At 62.8% G+C, this 16,312-nt stretch carries 13 protein-coding genes; 3 read left to right on the forward strand and 10 right to left on the reverse strand.

Annotation, left to right across the window (positions count from 1 at the left end; translation table 11 throughout):
* Window positions 1–118 precede the first annotated feature (118 nt).
* Window positions 119–883, forward strand: coding sequence for a DODA-type extradiol aromatic ring-opening family dioxygenase (locus tag LD28_RS0101215; RefSeq protein WP_033135210.1), 765 nt, complete (start codon window positions 119–121; stop codon window positions 881–883).
* A 90-nt stretch (window positions 884–973) separates the two neighbouring features.
* On the opposite strand, the gene LD28_RS0101220 is transcribed toward LD28_RS0101215, so the two are convergent.
* The 3 genes from LD28_RS0101220 to LD28_RS0101230 form a co-directional block, all read right to left on the reverse strand.
* Window positions 974–4,726, reverse strand: coding sequence for an AAA family ATPase (locus tag LD28_RS0101220; RefSeq protein WP_033135211.1), 3,753 nt, complete (start codon window positions 4,724–4,726; stop codon window positions 974–976).
* Window positions 4,727–4,811: 85 nt separating this feature from the next.
* Window positions 4,812–6,038, reverse strand: coding sequence for an exonuclease SbcCD subunit D C-terminal domain-containing protein (locus LD28_RS0101225; RefSeq protein ID WP_033135212.1), 1,227 nt, complete (start codon window positions 6,036–6,038; stop codon window positions 4,812–4,814).
* Window positions 6,039–6,141: 103 nt separating this feature from the next.
* Window positions 6,142–6,570: a GNAT family N-acetyltransferase gene (locus LD28_RS0101230; protein WP_033135213.1), complete on the reverse strand. Its 429-nt coding sequence runs from the start codon at window positions 6,568–6,570 to the stop codon at window positions 6,142–6,144.
* 188 nt (window positions 6,571–6,758) lie between these two features.
* Here LD28_RS0101230 and rdgC point away from each other — a divergent pair, with 188 nt between their 5' ends.
* On the forward strand, window positions 6,759–7,670 hold the full coding sequence (gene rdgC, locus LD28_RS0101235) for a recombination-associated protein RdgC (RefSeq protein WP_005338250.1): 912 nt from the start codon (window positions 6,759–6,761) through the stop codon (window positions 7,668–7,670).
* Between the two features lie 265 nt (window positions 7,671–7,935).
* Here rdgC and LD28_RS0101240 read toward each other — a convergent pair whose 3' ends face one another.
* Together LD28_RS0101240 and LD28_RS0101245 are read right to left on the reverse strand one after the other, a co-directional pair.
* A complete protein-coding gene (locus tag LD28_RS0101240; RefSeq protein ID WP_005338245.1) occupies window positions 7,936–8,406 on the reverse strand; it encodes a BamJ family beta-barrel-assembly machinery protein in 471 nt (156 codons plus the stop codon).
* Window positions 8,407–8,580: 174 nt separating this feature from the next.
* Window positions 8,581–9,729: a sodium:phosphate symporter gene (locus tag LD28_RS0101245; RefSeq protein ID WP_033135214.1), complete on the reverse strand. Its 1,149-nt coding sequence runs from the start codon at window positions 9,727–9,729 to the stop codon at window positions 8,581–8,583.
* Between the two features lie 267 nt (window positions 9,730–9,996).
* Between LD28_RS0101245 and LD28_RS0101250 the strand changes: the two genes are divergently transcribed.
* Window positions 9,997–10,380: a hypothetical protein gene (locus LD28_RS0101250; protein WP_033135215.1), complete on the forward strand. Its 384-nt coding sequence runs from the start codon at window positions 9,997–9,999 to the stop codon at window positions 10,378–10,380.
* Window positions 10,381–10,474: 94 nt separating this feature from the next.
* Here LD28_RS0101250 and LD28_RS0101255 read toward each other — a convergent pair whose 3' ends face one another.
* From LD28_RS0101255 to LD28_RS0101270, 5 genes are all read right to left on the reverse strand, one after another.
* Window positions 10,475–11,821: an APC family permease gene (locus LD28_RS0101255; RefSeq protein WP_033135216.1), complete on the reverse strand. Its 1,347-nt coding sequence runs from the start codon at window positions 11,819–11,821 to the stop codon at window positions 10,475–10,477.
* Entirely contained in the window at window positions 11,821–11,961 is a 141-nt protein-coding gene (locus LD28_RS23510; RefSeq protein ID WP_167334780.1) for a hypothetical protein, read from the reverse strand. The genes LD28_RS0101255 and LD28_RS23510 overlap by 1 nt, the downstream gene beginning before the upstream one ends.
* A gap of 664 nt (window positions 11,962–12,625) precedes the next feature.
* Window positions 12,626–13,975 carry an APC family permease gene (locus LD28_RS0101260; RefSeq protein WP_033135217.1) on the reverse strand — a complete coding sequence of 450 codons (1,350 nt, stop codon included), beginning with the start codon at window positions 13,973–13,975 and terminating at the stop codon, window positions 12,626–12,628.
* Window positions 13,976–14,341: 366 nt separating this feature from the next.
* Window positions 14,342–15,631 carry a 4-aminobutyrate--2-oxoglutarate transaminase gene (gene gabT, locus LD28_RS0101265; protein WP_033135218.1) on the reverse strand — a complete coding sequence of 430 codons (1,290 nt, stop codon included), beginning with the start codon at window positions 15,629–15,631 and terminating at the stop codon, window positions 14,342–14,344.
* Between the two features lie 254 nt (window positions 15,632–15,885).
* Window positions 15,886–16,312 (reverse strand): aldehyde dehydrogenase family protein (locus LD28_RS0101270; protein ID WP_156120065.1); only part of this gene is annotated, 427 nt, incomplete at its 5' end.

Genomic DNA, 16,312 nt, shown 5'->3' on the forward strand with positions numbered 1-16,312 from the left:
GTTGATAGTGCTTATCTATCTTGCTGGATTGTTCACATTGAATGGCGGGCAGATAATCAACACCAACAGCGATATCCCCTCCGGTATCGCCCCCTGATACCTTGTTGGAGTCCGCTTTATGTCCCTCGCCCCCGTCTGGTTTATCTCTCACGGCGCACCGGATCTGGTGCTGCGTGAGCAACCCGCCACCCGCTTTCTGAGCACCCTGCGTCTGGGTGAGCTCAAGGGGCTGGTGGTCATCTCCGCCCACTGGTTCAGCCGCGAGCTGCAGATCAACGTCGAGCCCAAACCGGCGTTGATGTATGACTTCTACGGCTTTCCCGAGCCGCTCTACCGGATGCGCTGGCCTGCCAGCAGCCCCGAGTGGTTGCTGCAAGGGGTGAGCGACCAGCTGGCGCTGGCCGGACTGACCGCCACCCCGGTGCGGCGCGAGCTGGATCACGGGGTCTGGTCGCCGCTCTCCCTGATCGACCCAAACAGCGAGATCCCGCTGGTGCAGATCTCCATCCCCGCGAGCTTCACCCCGGCCCAGTTGTGGCAACTGGGGGAGGTGCTGGGGGCGCTGCGCAGTCAGGGGATTGGTATCCTCGCCTCCGGCGCCATCACCCATAACCTGCGGGCGCTGGGGCCGGATGATTCACCGGTGCCCGAGTGGGCCAGCCAGTTTGTCGGTTGGCTGGAGCAGAAGATGGCCGACCAGGATCGGCTGGCGCTGCTCGACTATCGCCAGCAGGCCCCCGGGGCGGTGGAGTCCCATCCCCACGACGACCACCTGCGCCCGCTCTTTGTGGCGTTGGGGGCAGCTGATGGCGTGGCGCCCACCCGGCTGCACGAAAGCTGGGATGGCGGCAGCCTCTATATGGGCGCCTACCGCTTCGGTTGATAGCCTCTCAACAAGACCCCGCCAATTGGCGGGGTCTTGTTATTTACGGCGTGGGGGGGCCGATGGTACTGGTGATTGAGCCGAAGGCTCTCAGGGGACCAGCACCCGGCTCTCGCCGCCGCCGAGGGCTTCGACCCTGATCTGCACGCCAATCCGCTCCACCAGGGTCTGGACGTGGGAGATGACCCCGATCTGGCGGCCGGCGGCCTGCAGGGAGTCGAGGCTGGCGAGCGCCAGATCCAGGCTGTCCGGATCGAGCGTGCCGAACCCCTCGTCGATAAACAGCGACTCGACCTGGGTCTGGCGCGATGAGAGGCTGGAGAGGGCCAGCGCCAGCGCCAGCGACACCAGAAAACTCTCGCCGCCGGAGAGGGAGTCCACCGAGCGCACCTCGTCCCCCATGTCGAGATCCACCACTTGTAGCGCCAGATCGGTGCCGGGTACCCGCTCCAGCCGGTAGCGCGGTGATAGCTCGGCGAGCTGGACGTTGGCCTCCAGCAGCAGACGCTCGAGGGTGAGGCTCTGGGCGAAGGTGCGGAACTTGGCGCCGTTGGCCTGCCCGATCAGATCGCACAGCTGCTGCCAGTGGTCGGCCACCGCCTGCTGGGCGGCCAGCTCCTGTTGCAGGCTACCCGCCTTGAGAGCGGCCGCTTCGGCCTGTGCCAGCTTGCTCTTGCACTCGAACAGCTGCTCTTCAAGGGCGCGGCAGTTGGCACCCCGCACCGCCAGCTGCTCGCTCAGCTCTGCATCCGGCAGGGCGGCCAGCTCGGGATGGTGCTCCCGATAGCGATCCCGCTTGCTCTCCTCCAGCGCCAGCGCCCGCTGCCGCTCGGCAAGGCGGGTGCGCGCCTCGCCAAGGGCATCTTCCAGCCCTTGCAGGGCGGTGCGGCGCGCCTTGAGCTCATCGGGGGTGATGGCGAGCAGGCGGCGCAGGTCGTACTCGGCGATGCCGAGGGTACTGGCGTGGGCAGCCCAGCGCCCCAGCACCTCCCGCTTGCGGCGGCTGCTCACCTGTTTCTCCTGCTCCACATGGGTGAGGCGGGTCTTGAGCTCGGTCTGCCGCTCCCGCAGAGCGCGGGCGCTGCTTTGCATCAGCTCCAGTTCGCTGGCGAGTTGTTGCAGCCGCTGTTGCCAACGGCTCTCGACCAGCGGGATCTCCTCACCACCGAGACAACTGCTGCGGCTGGTGAGCAGCCCCTGCCGCTGCTGTTCGTGCTCCTTGTAGTCCCGCTCCAGCTTGTGCAGCAGCTCGCGCTGGGTCTGCAGGCGTGCCTCCTGTGCGCTCAGGGCCGGGGTGAGACTGGCGATCTCGCTGGCCAGCCGCTCCCACTCGCTCTGGCCGTGCAACCAGGCTTCGCAGGCCCGCTGCCACTCGTGCCACTGCTGGCTGCCGAGCCACTGGCGCCACGGTTGGCCGCCCATCTGCTCGTCGAGGCGGTGGGCGCCTTGCTCAAGGCGCTGGCGCAGAGTCGCCTCCTGCTCGCCCATCCCTTTCACTTCCCCTTCCAGCGCGATGCGCTGGCGATCGGCCTCCTGCCACTGCTGGTCAAACTGCTGGTGCTGGGTCGCCAACTGGCTCAGTTGCTGACGCACCCCTTGCAGCTGTTGTTGACCAAGCTGGGCCTGACGCAGCTGCTGCTGGCTCTGGGCCAACCCCAGCTCCAGCGCCTGGCCGCGGCCAAGCAGGGTGCTCATCAGCTCGTTCCACTCAATGGGGCTTTGGCGCAGCGGCAGCGGATGGCCGAGCAGGGTATCGCCCCCCAGTTGTTGCCAGCGCTGGGTCAGCTGCTCGGCGCGCGCCTCCAGCTCCGGCAGGTGCTGCTGGCGCACCGCCAGCTGGCGAGCCAGCTCCTGACGCTCGCTCTCGCACTGAATGTATTGATGGTTGAGCCGATCCCATTCGAGCTCCAGGCTGCGGGCCCGCTCCGCCAGCTGACCCAGGATCCCCGCCACCTGCGGCTGGCTCTGGCTATAGGGGTGATCCTCGGCGCCGCACAGCGGGCAGGGGGAACCATCGCTCAGAATGTGGCGATGTTGCTCGAAGCTGGCGATGGCACGGGACTGCTCCAGCGCGTGGCGCGCCTCATCCCGCTGCAGGGCGAGCCGCTCGCGGGCTGGCGCCAGCTCTTCGCCGAGGATGGCCAGCTTGCCGAGCGCCTGCTCCAGCTGGGCAATCTCCTGCTGCAGGCGACCATGCTGCTCGCCGTGGTTGCGGCCATAGTCGGCCAGCTCCAGCAGCTGGCGCAGCTGACCCAGTTGCTCAGTCTGCTGCTGCCACTGCTCCTGCGCCTTGGCGAGGCGGCTCTCCCACTGCTGCTCCTGCAGCTCGTTCTGTTGCTGTTGCAGCCGAGCTTGTTCATGCTGCCAGTAGTCGCGGTCCTGCTGGCCTTGCTCCAGCTGACGCTGCAACTGCTGCAGGGCGCGCAGCTTGTGATCCCGCAGGGTGAGCAGTTGCTGCAGCTTGTCGGCATCCTCGGCCCAATCCTGCATGGCGGTGAGCAGGGGCTGCCACTGGCGGGCCACCGGGGCCAGCCCCTTGTGCTCTTCGAGCCAGAGCCCCCACTGCTGGTGCTGCTGCTTGAGAAGCTCAACCTGTTTGCTCTGCTCGCGCCAGCCCTGCTCGAGGGTGAGCTGCACTTCTCGCTCCTGCGCCCCCTCTTGCTGGATCTTCTGCAACTGCTGCACTTTTTCCCGGATGCGGGTATCGAGCTCCTGTGCCCGCTTGAGTTCGGGCTGCAGGGCGCCCCACTCCCGCTCGGCGGCAATTTTCTCGGCCAGCAGTTGTTGCTCAGTGAGGGCGCTCTGCTGGGTCTGCTCCTCGAGTTTGGCCAGCTCAGGCCCCAGCTCGGCGATCACCTTCTCCTGCTGCTGCACTTCCAGAGTGAGGCGGGCCAGCTCGTCGTGATCGGCGCGGGCCACTTGGGCCTGTTCGGCGCGGGCAAACTCGTCGCGCTCGGGGGCGGCGGCGCCGTGGGCTTGCAGGGCGGCATCGAGCGCTGATTGTCCCTCGGCGCAGCCCTGCAGCTGGGCGGCAATCCGGCTGTTGAGGTCGCGCAAGTCCTGCATCAGCTGCTGCTGTTGCTGCTCGTGCTTGAGGGTGGTGGAGAGGCTCACCTGCTGGCTCACCCACTGTTCGCGGGTAGCCTCGTCCATCAATGCCACGTCGCCGAGGCGCTGGGCGATGGTGGCCAGTTTTTGCTGCTCTTCCCGCGCCCGCTCATAGGTCTGGATGGAGATGGCGGAGTAGAGCTCGGTGCCGGTCATCCGTTCGAGCAGGGCGGAGCGCTCGTTGGCGTCCGACTTGAGGAAGGCGGCGAACTCCCCCTGCGGCAGGATCACCGCACGGCGGAACTGCTCCCAGGAGAGGCCCACCAGCTCGTCGATGCGATCCTGCAGCTCTCGCTTGCTACCGGAGAAGACCTGACCCGACTCCACATCGGTCAGGGTGCGCTCCTGTGCCTGAAAGCGCCCTTCCGAGCGGTTGCGGGCACGGCGCACCGCCCAGCGGGCCAGCCAGATGCGGCCATCGCAGCCGCGAAACTGCACCTCGGCAAAGCCGCTGGCGTTGCCGCGACTGAGGATGCCGCGTACGTCGTTGGCCTTGAGCTTCTCTTCATCATCCATGCGGCCCACTTCGGCCACGTTCTTGCGATTGGCGATAAAGCGCGGCATCTCGTCGTAGAGGGCCAGACAAATGGCGTCGAGCAGGGTGCTTTTGCCCGCGCCGGTGTTGCCGGTGATGGCAAACAGGCCGGCGGCGCCAAGTGCCCCCTTGGTAAAGTCGATGGTGAAGGGGCCGGTCAGACTGGCCAGATTCTCACCTGACAGAGACAAGATTTTCATTGTGAATTGCACTCCTTCATCCGTGCCGCTTTCTTCGCAGGGAGGTTGGCTCTGCCCAGATTCTCACCGGATGGGGTCAAGATTTTCATACATTGGACTCCTTCACCTGCTCCAGGATCTCTTCAAACGAGGCGACCAGCCCAGCCTCGGGCTCCCCTTCAAACTGACGCTGATAGCAGAGGCGAAACACCTCGGTGGGGGAGAGCTCATCCAGCCTGCGCCGCTCGCGGCCATCGGCCAGCCCTTCGCCCGAACCCTGATACTGGGTGCTGATGCGGGCCAGACGCACCGGCTTGTCTGCGATGGCCGCCAGAATCCGTTCGCGGATGCGGGCTTCTGGCTTGGGCAGCAGCAGACGCACTTCGAGGAAGGGTTGTGCCTCTTGTGGACAAGCAGGCAGCTCGAGCGATGCGATGGCGTTCAGCGCGTCGTCGAGGGTGCTCTGGGGCAGGCGGATCATCTCCACCGCGCGGGGCACCGGGATCCGCTCCAACCCGGCCAGTTTACCCCCCGCAAAGGTCACTTCCAGCACCTGATGGTTGTAGTTGGCCTCGGCGAGCGAAAGTGGCAGCGGCGAGCCGCTGTAGTGCACCCCCTCGGCCGGGCTCTGGGCCAGATGGAGGTGACCGAGCGCCGTGTAGTCAGCCGCGGCGAAGAGATCAGCAGGCAGGGCGTGCTGGTTGCCGCCGAGCACCCGCCGCTCTGACAGCTCCGAGAGCTGGCCCGCCGCCAGATAGGCGTGGCCCATGGCGATGAGCGGCAGATCCTCCCCGCAGCGGGCGCGCCCTTCGGCCAGCACCTCGGCGTAGACTTGGCGCACTCCTTCGATCAGCCTGTCCTGCCCCTCTGCCAACGACTCTACCCGCAGATCGCTGCTGCGCAGGAACGGCACGGCGGCGCACCAGGCGGCAATGTTGCCCTCCCGGTCTTGCAGCGGTACCAGCAGGCGGTCGGTTTCGAGCTTGCCCTCACTGTCGCGGCTGATGCTGCCCACCAGATGAAGATCAAAGGCGCGCAGCAGCTCGTGAGGGGCATCGAGCTTGGAGGGGGAGTCGTGGTTGCCGCCGATCAGCACCATGTTGAGGCGGGGCATCTCGGCGCGCAGTCTGGCCAGAAAACGGTAGAGCTGTTGCCAGGCGCTGGCGGGCGGATTGGCGGTATCAAACAGATCGCCCGCCACCAGCAGGGCGTCGATCTCGCGCGCCTTGAGGGTGTCGCTCAGCCAGTCGAGGAAGGCATCGTGTTCAAAACGGCGGTCATGGCCATGGAGTTGATGGCCAAGGTGCCAGTCGGCGGTATGGAGGATTTTCATGAGAAAGCAGCCCGGTTGCAGGGACGGTGCCGGTGGCACCCGATGGAGACAAGATGAGGATGCCCCGTGCTTTTTTCAAGTAAAACAGGGGGCTGGCATCGATTCAGGCAGGTGTGCAGCACATCCGGTATTGGGGGTGGCCGGTGAGGGGATCGGACTCCTCGGCCTCGATGACGAAGCCGTGGCGGCGATAGAAACGCACCGCCTGATCATTCTCGACAAAGACCCGGGCGTGGAGCGACGCCCCCTGACGCTTGGCCTCCTGCAGCAGGGCGTGGCCGACGCCGCGACCCTGACGGTCGGGGCGCACGAACAGGGCGGCGAGGTAGTTGTCCACCAGCGCCATAAATCCGAGCAGATCGCCGCGCTCTTCGAACACCCAGATGGTGGCGCGTTCGAGATAGCGGGTACGCAGATCCTCCTGGGCCTGCCACCAGCAGGAGGCATCGACGAAATCGTGGGCCTGCAGGGAGGCCAGCAACCAGATTTCGGCGATCTCTTCCATGTCTTCGGGGCGACTTGGCCGTAACATACCTTCATCCTTGTTAACAACTTGCACTCTTTGCACACTCGCAGTCTAGGGGAACTTGGCGGCCGCTCAGGTGATATAAATGAGACCCTGTGAGGTCGATCGCCCTTTATTTAGCGAGAATGATTGGCTGATCACAAAGCGCCTCTCTAGTACAATACCCGCCGGACAATCTAGAGACCGAGGACGCCATGTGGTTTAAAAACCTGCAGATTTATCGCTTTACCCGCCCCTTTGACCTGACCGTGGATCAGCTGGAAACCCAGCTGGAAGCCTGTGCCTTCACCCCTTGCGGCAGTCAGGACATCTCCCGTTTCGGGTGGGTCAAGCCCCTTGGCAAATTCGGCTCAACCCTGACCCACTCTGCCTCCGGCCACATCCTCATCTGCGCCCGCAAAGAGGAGAAGATGCTGCCCGGTACCGTGGTCAAGGAGATGCTGGCCGAGAAGGTAGAAGCGATCGAGTTCGAACAGGGACGCGCCCTCAAGAAGAAAGAGAAGGAAGCGCTGAAAGAGGAGATCCTCCACACCCTGCTGCCCCGTGCCTTTAGTCGTACCAGCCAGACCTTCGCCTGGATCAACCCGGCCGACAATTTGATGGTGGTGGACGCAGGTTCGGCCAAGAAGGCGGACGATCTGCTGGCGCTGCTGCGCAAATCCATCGGCTCCCTGCCGGTGGTGCCGGTGGCCCTCAAGAACCCGCCCGAGATCACCATGACCGAGTGGCTGAACGAGGGCAACCTGCCTGCCTCCTTCACTCTGGAAGATGAAGCCGAGCTGCGCAGTGCCATGGAGCACGGCGGCATCATCCGCTGCAAGCAGCAGGATCTGATGACGGACGAGATCAAGAACCACCTGGCCAACGACAAGCTGGTGACCAAGCTGGCCCTCAACTGGGGCGAGACTGTCAGCTTCGTGCTGGGGGATGATCTCTCCATCAAGCGCCTGAAATTCAGCGAAGAGCTGCGCGAGCAGAACGACGATGTCACCAGCGAAGATCCGGCCGCCCGTCTGGATGCCGACTTCGCGCTGGTCACCTCAGAGCTGGCCCAGTTTATCCCGGCGCTGTTTGCCGCCCTGGGTGGCGAAGAGCAGTCCATCTAACCGGACTTGCGCCTGTTTGGCCTCTGCCATCCCATCGTAAAAACCGCCTTCGGGCGGTTTTTTTGTGGACAACAGGTGGGCGGGTGGCCGTTTTGCAGAGAGGGATGAGGGCAAGGAAGGCTGCAAAAAGAGAGGGCCGACAAGTGATTTGTCGGCCCTCTGGTATTTGGCGAATGCTGGAGGCGTTACTGGCTTCTCGGCCGCTCCACATCAACGCTCAGCACTGGCGCTCAGTGGGATATTGCCACTGGAGCATCCTGCGCGGTTACTGGATCCCCAGCAGTTCCACATCAAAGATCAGCACGGATCCCGGCGGGATTTTGCCAGCGGCGCGGTCGCCGTAGGCGAGGTTGGCCGGGATGTAGAAACGGGTCTTCTCCCCTTCCACCATCAGCTGTACCCCTTCGGTCCAGCCAGCGATCACCTGATTGAGGCCAAATTCGATGGGCTCGCCACGGGCGACCGAGCTGTCAAAGACGGTGCCGTCCAGCAGCTTGCCCTCGTAGTGCACCTTCACCTTGCTGGTGGCGGTGGGGTGAACGGTGCCGGTGCCCGGGGTCAGCACTTCGTACTGCAGGCCGGAGGCGGTGGTGGTCACCAGCGGTTTGTCCTTGTTGCTGGCGAGGAACTCGGCGCCAATCCGCACGTTGTCGGCCGCCAGCTTTTTGTTGTTGCTGCTGGAGTAGAAGTAGTAGGCCACACCGGCAATGAGCAGCGCGATCAGTATGAATTTCATCGGTTTTTCCTGTTCCATGACATGTAAAAAGTGCAATGAGGGCGCCATCTTATCGCGCACCGCTCTCGATGGCGAGCCACAGGGCGGGAGGATGTGAGCGGGCAGGCAAAGCGGGGTGACGCAGATGCAAAAAGGGGCGAGTCGGTGACTCGCCCCTTGTCATGGCGGCGGCGATTACTTGGCGGCCACCATCATCAGGGCGGGCAGGGCGAAGAAGAGACCCGCCACATAACCCAGTGCCAGCAGCTTGTTCTCGCTGCCTACCCGGGCCAGCCCCTCGGCGGCGCGCACCGGCAGGTCACGCAGGAAGGGGATGCCATAGATGAGCACCACGGCGAAGACATTGAACAGCACGTGGACCAGTGCGATGGTCAGGGCCAGCTGGGCACCGGCTCCGCTGATGGCGGTAGCAGCCAGCAGGGCGGTGATGGTGGTGCCGATATTGGCCCCCAGGGTGAAGGGGTAGAGCTGACGGGTGCTGAACACGCCGCCGCCGGCCAGCGGGATCATCAGGCTGGTGGTGGTGGAGGAGGATTGCACCATGATGGTCACCAGCGCACCGGAGGTGATGCCGCTCAGCGGGCCACGGCCCAGCGCCTTGTGCAGCACCTCTTTGGCGCGGCCAACCAGCACCTTCTGCAGCACTTTGCCCAGATAAGTGACGCAGGCGAGGATCAGCAGGATACCGATGACGATAGTAGCGATGGCGGCCCCCTTGCCCGGCAGGAAGGCAACGGCGCTGTCGATCAGCTGCTGGGCCGGTGCGGTCAGCGGCTTCATGAAGTCCATGCCCTTCATTGACATGTTGGCGGAACCCACCAGCAGGTTGGCCAGCCACTCGGCGCTGTGTTGCAGCAGACCGAACATCAGCTCCAGCGGCAGGAAGATGAACACTGCCAGCAGGTTGAAGAAGTCGTGCACGGTGGCGGCGGCGAAGGCGCGGCGGAACTCGGTGCGATCCCGCACATGGCCCATGGAGACGATGGTGTTGGTGATGGTGGTGCCGAGGTTGGCCCCCATCACCATGGGAATGGCCATGCCGATGGGCAGGCCGCCTGCCACCAGACCGACGATCACCGAGGTGACGGTGCTGGAGGATTGTACCAGCGCGGTGGCCAGAATGCCGAGCAGCAGGGCGACAAAGGGGTTGTTGGCAAAGGCGAAGATCTGGGCTGCGCCCTCGGCACCGCCGGAGAAATCTTTGAAACCGTGGGAGATGGCGCCCACGGCTACCAGGATCAGGTAGACCAGTACGATGACACTCATCCAGTTGAACAGGGCGCGGGTCGCGGGCGGCTGTGACAAGGAGTGATGGTGTTGCATAAAGCCTCTTGGGACGGTCATTCCGTCTTGGGTAGTTGATGACCCGCGCATTTAATCAGTGGTAAATGACAGAAATATGACAAGGTGACACTTTTATGATGGTTTTATGACTGGGGAGGGGGCTTTTTTGGCAACTTCTTCGACAAGGTGTGACGGATATGGACGATTATCCGGTCGCCCGGGGGCTAGCGGCGCAATAAGGCTTGTGCTCCCGGCGCAGGGCGCTATGCTGCTGCGTTTCTTTTGAGTCGTGGAGTAATAAGCGTGATGCGAGCATGGGTTCTCTCTCTTTCCCTCGGGTTGTTGTCAGTCGGCGTGCAGGCCAAGTCAGTGCTGCAGCCGGAGTGCAATCTGGACAAGGCGCTGAAGAACGAGGCGATGGGTGCCTCCGTCGGGGTCAAGGGGCGTTGTGACAGCGAGATGCTGATGCGTCAGCAGAAAGAGAAGGCGAAGGACGAGCTGAAAAATGGCACTGCCGATCTGCGCGACAAGGCGAGCGACAGCGTGCAGGGTGTCCGTGATGACGTCAAAGCGACCCAGCGCAAGGCCGACAAGGCCGAAGAACAGCTGAAAAAAGCCCACAAGGATGTCAAAGCGGTGGCCAATGATCCGCTCAAGGCAGCCGCGACCGCGGTGATCAACAACAGCTGATCCGCTCGCCCTCTGGCGGCGGTGTGACAGTGCCGGTGAAATAGCAGAAGGGGAGCCATGGCTCCCCTTCTCTCTATCCGTTATCCGCAAAGGATCAGGCGTCAGCCGCTTCCTCGTACTGACGGAACGGGATGCGGAACACCGCCAGGCGCAGGAACAGATAGGTCGCACCCAGACCGGCCCAGATCAGGCCCAGCTCCAGGGAGCTCTGCTCCAGGTTGATCCAGAGGGCACCGATGGTGGCGGCGCCGAGCAGCGGCATCAACAGGTAGATGACGTGATCCTTGAGGCTCTTGTTGCGCTTCTCGCGTACCCAGAACTGACCGATCACCGACAGGTTGACGAAGCTGAACGCCACCAGCGCCCCGAAGTTGACCAGCGCCAGCGCGGTATCCAGATCAAACGACACGGCGGAGAGGGCCAGACCGCCCACCATCAGCACGTTGATGGCCGGTGTGCGGTATTTCGGGTGGATGTAGCCAAACACCCGCTCCGGGATCATCTGGTCACGCCCCATCACGTAGAGGATGCGCGACACACCGGCGTGGGCAGCCATGGCGGAAGCCAGTACCGCGACAGTGGTGCAGACCAGCACCACGGACTGGAAGAAGGTGCCGCCAACGTAGCGGGCAATCTCCGGCAGTACCGCGTCAGGATGCTGGAACACCGAGAGGCTCGGGAAGTAGAGCTGCAGGCAGTAGGAGACCACCACGAAGATGATGCCGCCGATAAGCGCCGTCAGCACGATCGCCTTGGGGATCACCTTGCTGGCGTTCAGGGTCTCTTCGGAGAGGGAGCTCAGACCGTCAAAGCCGAGGAATGAGAAGCAGAGGATGGTTGCACCGGTGAAGAGCGGCACCATCTGGGCTGACTCGAAGTGGAACGGACGGCTGCTCATCAGGGTACCGGCCCCTTCGCCGTGGTAGATGCCCCACGCCATCAGGCCGATGAAGATGGTGATAATGGCGATCTGGATCACCACGATCAGCCCGTTGAGGTTGGCCACCAGACTGATACCGCGCAGGTTCAGGAAGGTCATCACGGTCACCAGACCCAAGATGAAGACCCAGGGCTCGACGCCCGGGAACATGGCGGTCAGGTAGATCTTGGCCAGCAGGATATTGATCATCGGCATGAACATGTAGTCGAGCAGGGATGACCAGCCGACCATGAAACCGACGTAGGGGTTGAACACCTTCTGGGCATAGGTATAGGCAGAGCCCGCGGAGGGGAACTTGCGAACCAGATGACCGTAGCTGAAGGCGGTGAGCAGGATGCCGCCCAGAGCCAGCAGATAGGCAGTTGCGACCCGGCCATCGGTGATGTCACCGACGATGGCGAAGGTATCGAAAACAGCCATGGGGGTCAGATAGGCCAGACCCATCACAATCACTTGTGTCAGGGTAAGGGTCTTGAGCAGCTTGGCGCCTTGAGATGCCATTACGCTTTCTCCTCAATCAGTGCCGAAGCACGTGCTTGCAACGAGCGCAGGGATACGATGGATTCGCAAGCCTGTACATCAAGGGCGCCGGGGAGGCGCATACCGGGCTGTACCGGCAGGAAAGCATTAAAACGCCCCATTGTTATCCTCTCAACGTCGGGAGATTGTTTGGCAATCTCGAATATCACTTCCGGAAACGTTCCGGCCTCTTGTGGTGGGTTTGTACTGCTTTTCAAAATAGAAAAACCGATGTCGCAGTGAACATCGGTCCTTTATTGGCGGCGTATTGTGCATTCGGCCCGCCCCCTTGACAAGCAAAAAAGGGCTGATTAACGCATTTTTTTGCATAAGAGAGAGGGGTGGTAAGTGGTCACTCGCCCCCTGCAGCCGTCCCCGAGCCACTCCCCCTTTTTCGGGGGAGATGCCCCCCCTCTGGTTGCGTATGAAAAATCGGCAAATTGGGGCTGCAGGGTGCATAGCGCCTCAACATTGATCCTGATCATATTTGCCGGGAGCCCCCCGTGGCCGAGTCCTGCTATGTCAGTGGCTGACAGGTTGCATGGAGGGTGTTTGAGGGGAGAATAAATGTTGCATATTGATTCACTTTTGTGACTGAGAGGCTGGCGCGACTTGGCACAGGCCATGGCATGGCGAGCGGCCCGGGTGGGTAGTTATTTGAAATCAGTCACACTTCTCGCAGAAACCGCGCTGCTGGCAACCGATGTCGCTGGCAACCAGTGCACCGCAGAAACAACAAGGAGCCCGCAGGCTCCTTGTTCTCTATCGGGGGAGGGGCGCCAGCGGCTACTGGGCGATCTCCACCTTGTCAGTCGTTTGCAGCGGGATGCGGAACACGGTGAGGCGCAGGAACAGGTAGATGGCCCCCAGCGCCGCCCAGATCAGTCCCAGCTCGAAGGAGGAGGGCTCGAGGTTGAGCCACAGCACCCCGATGCAGGCGGCGCCACAGAGCGGCAGCAGCAGGTACATCAGGTGATCCTTGAGGCGCTTGTTGCGGCCCAGCTTCACATAGAAGTGAGCAATCACCGCCAGATTGACGAAGGTGAAGGCCACCAGCGCGCCGAAGTTGATCAGCGCCAGCGCCATCTCCAGATCCAGCGACACCGCAGAGAGGGCCAGCAGGCCGACCAGCAGCACGTTGAACGCCGGGGTCTGCCACTTCGGATGGATGTAGCCGAAGAAGCGGGCGGGCAGGGCGCGATCACGTCCCATCACGTAGAGCAGGCGCGACACACCGGCGTGGGAAGCGAGCCCCGAGGCCAGCACTGCCACCGTGGTGCAGACCAGTACCACCGCCTGGAACAGCTTGCCGCCGACATAGAGAGCGATCTCCGGCAGCACCGCATCCGGATGCTGGAAGCGGGAGATGTCCGGGAAGTAGAGCTGCAGGAAGTAGGAGGTGGTGACGAACAGCACACCGCCGATCAGCGCCGTCAGCACGATGGCGCGGGGGATCACCCGATCTGCGTCCGGGGTCTCTTCCGACAGGGTACTGATGGCGTCAAAGCCGAGAAACGACAGACAGAGGATGGAGGCCCCCATCAGCAGCGGCGACACCTGGATCTGCTCGGAGAAGAAGGGGCGGCTGCTGGCCACGGTACCCAGCCCTTCACCGTTGTGAACGCCCCAGGCGATCAGTCCGATGAAGATGGCGATGATGCTGAACTGCATCACCACGATCAGGCTGTTGAAGTTGGCTACCAGCTTGATACCGCGCAGGTTGAGGGCGGTCATCACCACCGCCAGACCGAAGATATAGGTCCAGGGTTCCACCTCAGGAAACAGGGCGCCCAGATAGATCTTGGCCAGCAGCATGTTGATCATCGGCATGAACATGTAGTCGAGCAGGGAGGTCCAGCCCACCATAAAGCCGACATAGGGGTGAAACACCTTCTGGGCATAGGTATAGGCGGAGCCAGCCGACGGGAACTTGCGCACCAGATGGCCGTAGCTCAGGGCAGTGAACAGCATGCCGATCAGGGCAAACAGGTAGGCGGTCGGCACATGGCCTTCGGTGATCTCGGTGACGATGCCGAAGGTGTCGAACACAGCCATGGGGGTGAGGTACGCCAGTCCCATAACCACGACCTGCCACAGTTTGAGGGTCTTTTTCAGACCAACCTGCTGGGCCGCCATTATGCATGTTCCTCATGCAGTGCCAGAGTGGCACGGTCCATCAACGAAACCGGGAGAGAGGCCCGGGAATCAAGGGCGCCAGGGCGGCGCACACCGGCCATAGCCGGTTGGAAAGCATTGAGATGCCCCATGTTGTTCCTCACTAGACTTGGTGTCGGGAGACTGCTGCCAATCTCGCTATCTTTTCCGGGGGTGATCCGGCCTCGTTTATGGGTTTGTTCACTGTCTAAAAAAGAACCGATGCCATTGTTTTACATCGGTTCTTTCAGTGGCGGCGCATTGTGCATTTGCAGGGTCCCCTTGACAAGAAAAAAAAGGGGCAAAATTGCATTTATTTGCACAGGTAAGTGGTCACTTTCCTGCTGGTCAGGCCAGCACGGCCTCCAGTGATTTTTCAAGGAGTTGCAGCCCCTCGTCAATCACTGCCGCAGGGGCTGTCAGGGGGGCGAGAAAACGGATGACATTTGCGCGCACCCCGCATGAGAGCAGGACCAGACCCCGTTTGCCCGCCTCGGCCACCAGTCGCTTGGTGAGGTCGGGATCGGGCTGGCTGGCATCACGCCGTTTCACCAGCTCCATGGCCACCATGGCACCGGGGCCGCGAATTTGACCTATGCAGTCAAAACGCTCGGCTATGCGTTCCAGCCCCGCCTTGATCTGCTCCCCCTGATCGAGCGCTTTCTGGTTGAGTTTTTCCTCGTCGATCACCTGCAATACCGCCAGTGCCGCGGCGCAGGCGATGGGGGAACCGGCATAGGTGCCACCGAGGCCCCCCGGTTTGGCCGCGTTCATGATCTCCGCCTTGCCCACCACAGCCGAGAGGGGGAAGCCCCCCGCCAGACTCTTGGCCAGGGTCATGATGTCGGGTTCAACCCCTGAATACTCGGTGGCGAAGGTCTTGCCGGTGCGGCAAAAACCGCTCTGGATCTCGTCGCAGATGAGCAGGATGCCGTGCTGGTCGCAGACGCTGCGCAGTTTTTGCATAAAGCTCGCGGAGGCGGGATAGAAGCCACCCTCGCCCTGTACCGGCTCGATGATAATGGCAGCCACCCGGCTCGGCTCGATGTCGGCACTGAAACAGAGCTCGAGGGCGTGCAGGGCATCCTCTTCACTCACCCCCAGATAGTCGGCGGGGAAGGGGATGTGGTAGACCTCACCCGGGAAGGGGCCAAAGCCGGTCTTGTAGGGGACCACCTTGCCAGTGAGCGCCATCCCCATCATGGTGCGGCCGTGAAATCCCCCCTTGAAGGCGATGGTGCCGCTGCGACCGGTGTGGGCGCGGGCGATCTTGATGGCGTTCTCGACCGCCTCGGCGCCGGTGGAGAGAAACAGGGTGCGCTTCGGGGTCGGGCCGGGCACCAGGGCGTTGAGCTTCTCGGCAAGCTCGATGTAGCCCGGGTAGGGGGTGACCTGAAAGCAGGTGTGGCTGAATTTTTCCAGCTGTTCACGCACCGCCGCCACCACTTTCGGGTGGTTGTGGCCGGTGTTGAGCACGGCGATGCCGGAGGCAAAGTCGATGTAGCGGTTGCCCTCCACATCCCACAGCTCGGCGTTTTGCGCACGGTCGATAAAGACCGGCAGCAGGGTGCCAACGCCGTTGACCACGGCTGCTTCGCGGCGCGCTTGCCACGCCTTGTTTGATTCTGACTGACTCATCTTTCCTCCCTGAGGGGCCGCAGCCCCCGATATTCCCTGAAAATGTGGCGGGCGATCTGGCGCCCATCACCGCCAATTAGCCCATCGGGCCAGATCGGCGGCGTGTGGTGTGCGCTGCAGAAGCCCTCTTGCGAGGCAGCGTGGGCCAAATTTCGCCCCTTGCCGCCTCGGGTGAGCCTCTGCATCTATCTATCAAAACGATGGATTTAACGGCCAAGGCATCGGTGAATGCGATGCTTTGGCCCTCTGCTGCCCTAGCGAATGGCACCAAAGCAGAGGTATTTGGTCTCCAGATACTCCTCCAGCCCCTCGGCCGCCCCCTCCCGGCCCAGCCCCGACTCCTTGATGCCGCCAAAGGGGGCCAATTCGGTTGAGATGATCCCCTCGTTGATGCCGACCATGCCGTATTCGAGCTGCTCGGCCACCCGCCAGACCCGGGCGATGTCGCGGCCATAGAAGTAGGCGGCGAGCCCGTAGGGGGTGTCGTTGGCAATGGCGATGGCCTCGGCTTCGCTCTCGAAGCGCACCAGTGGCGCCACCGGGCCGAAGATCTCCTCCTGCAGGATGGGGTTGGTTTTATCCACCTTGCCCAAAATGGTGGGGCGGTAGAAGAGGGGACCGGCGGGGTGGGCTTCGCCCCCCAGCAGCAGCTCGGCACCGGCGGCGACCGATTGCTGCACC

The sequence above is a fragment of the Aeromonas finlandensis genome (assembly GCF_000764645.1).
In the GTDB taxonomy this organism is placed as follows: Bacteria; Pseudomonadota; Gammaproteobacteria; order Enterobacterales; family Aeromonadaceae; genus Aeromonas; species Aeromonas finlandensis.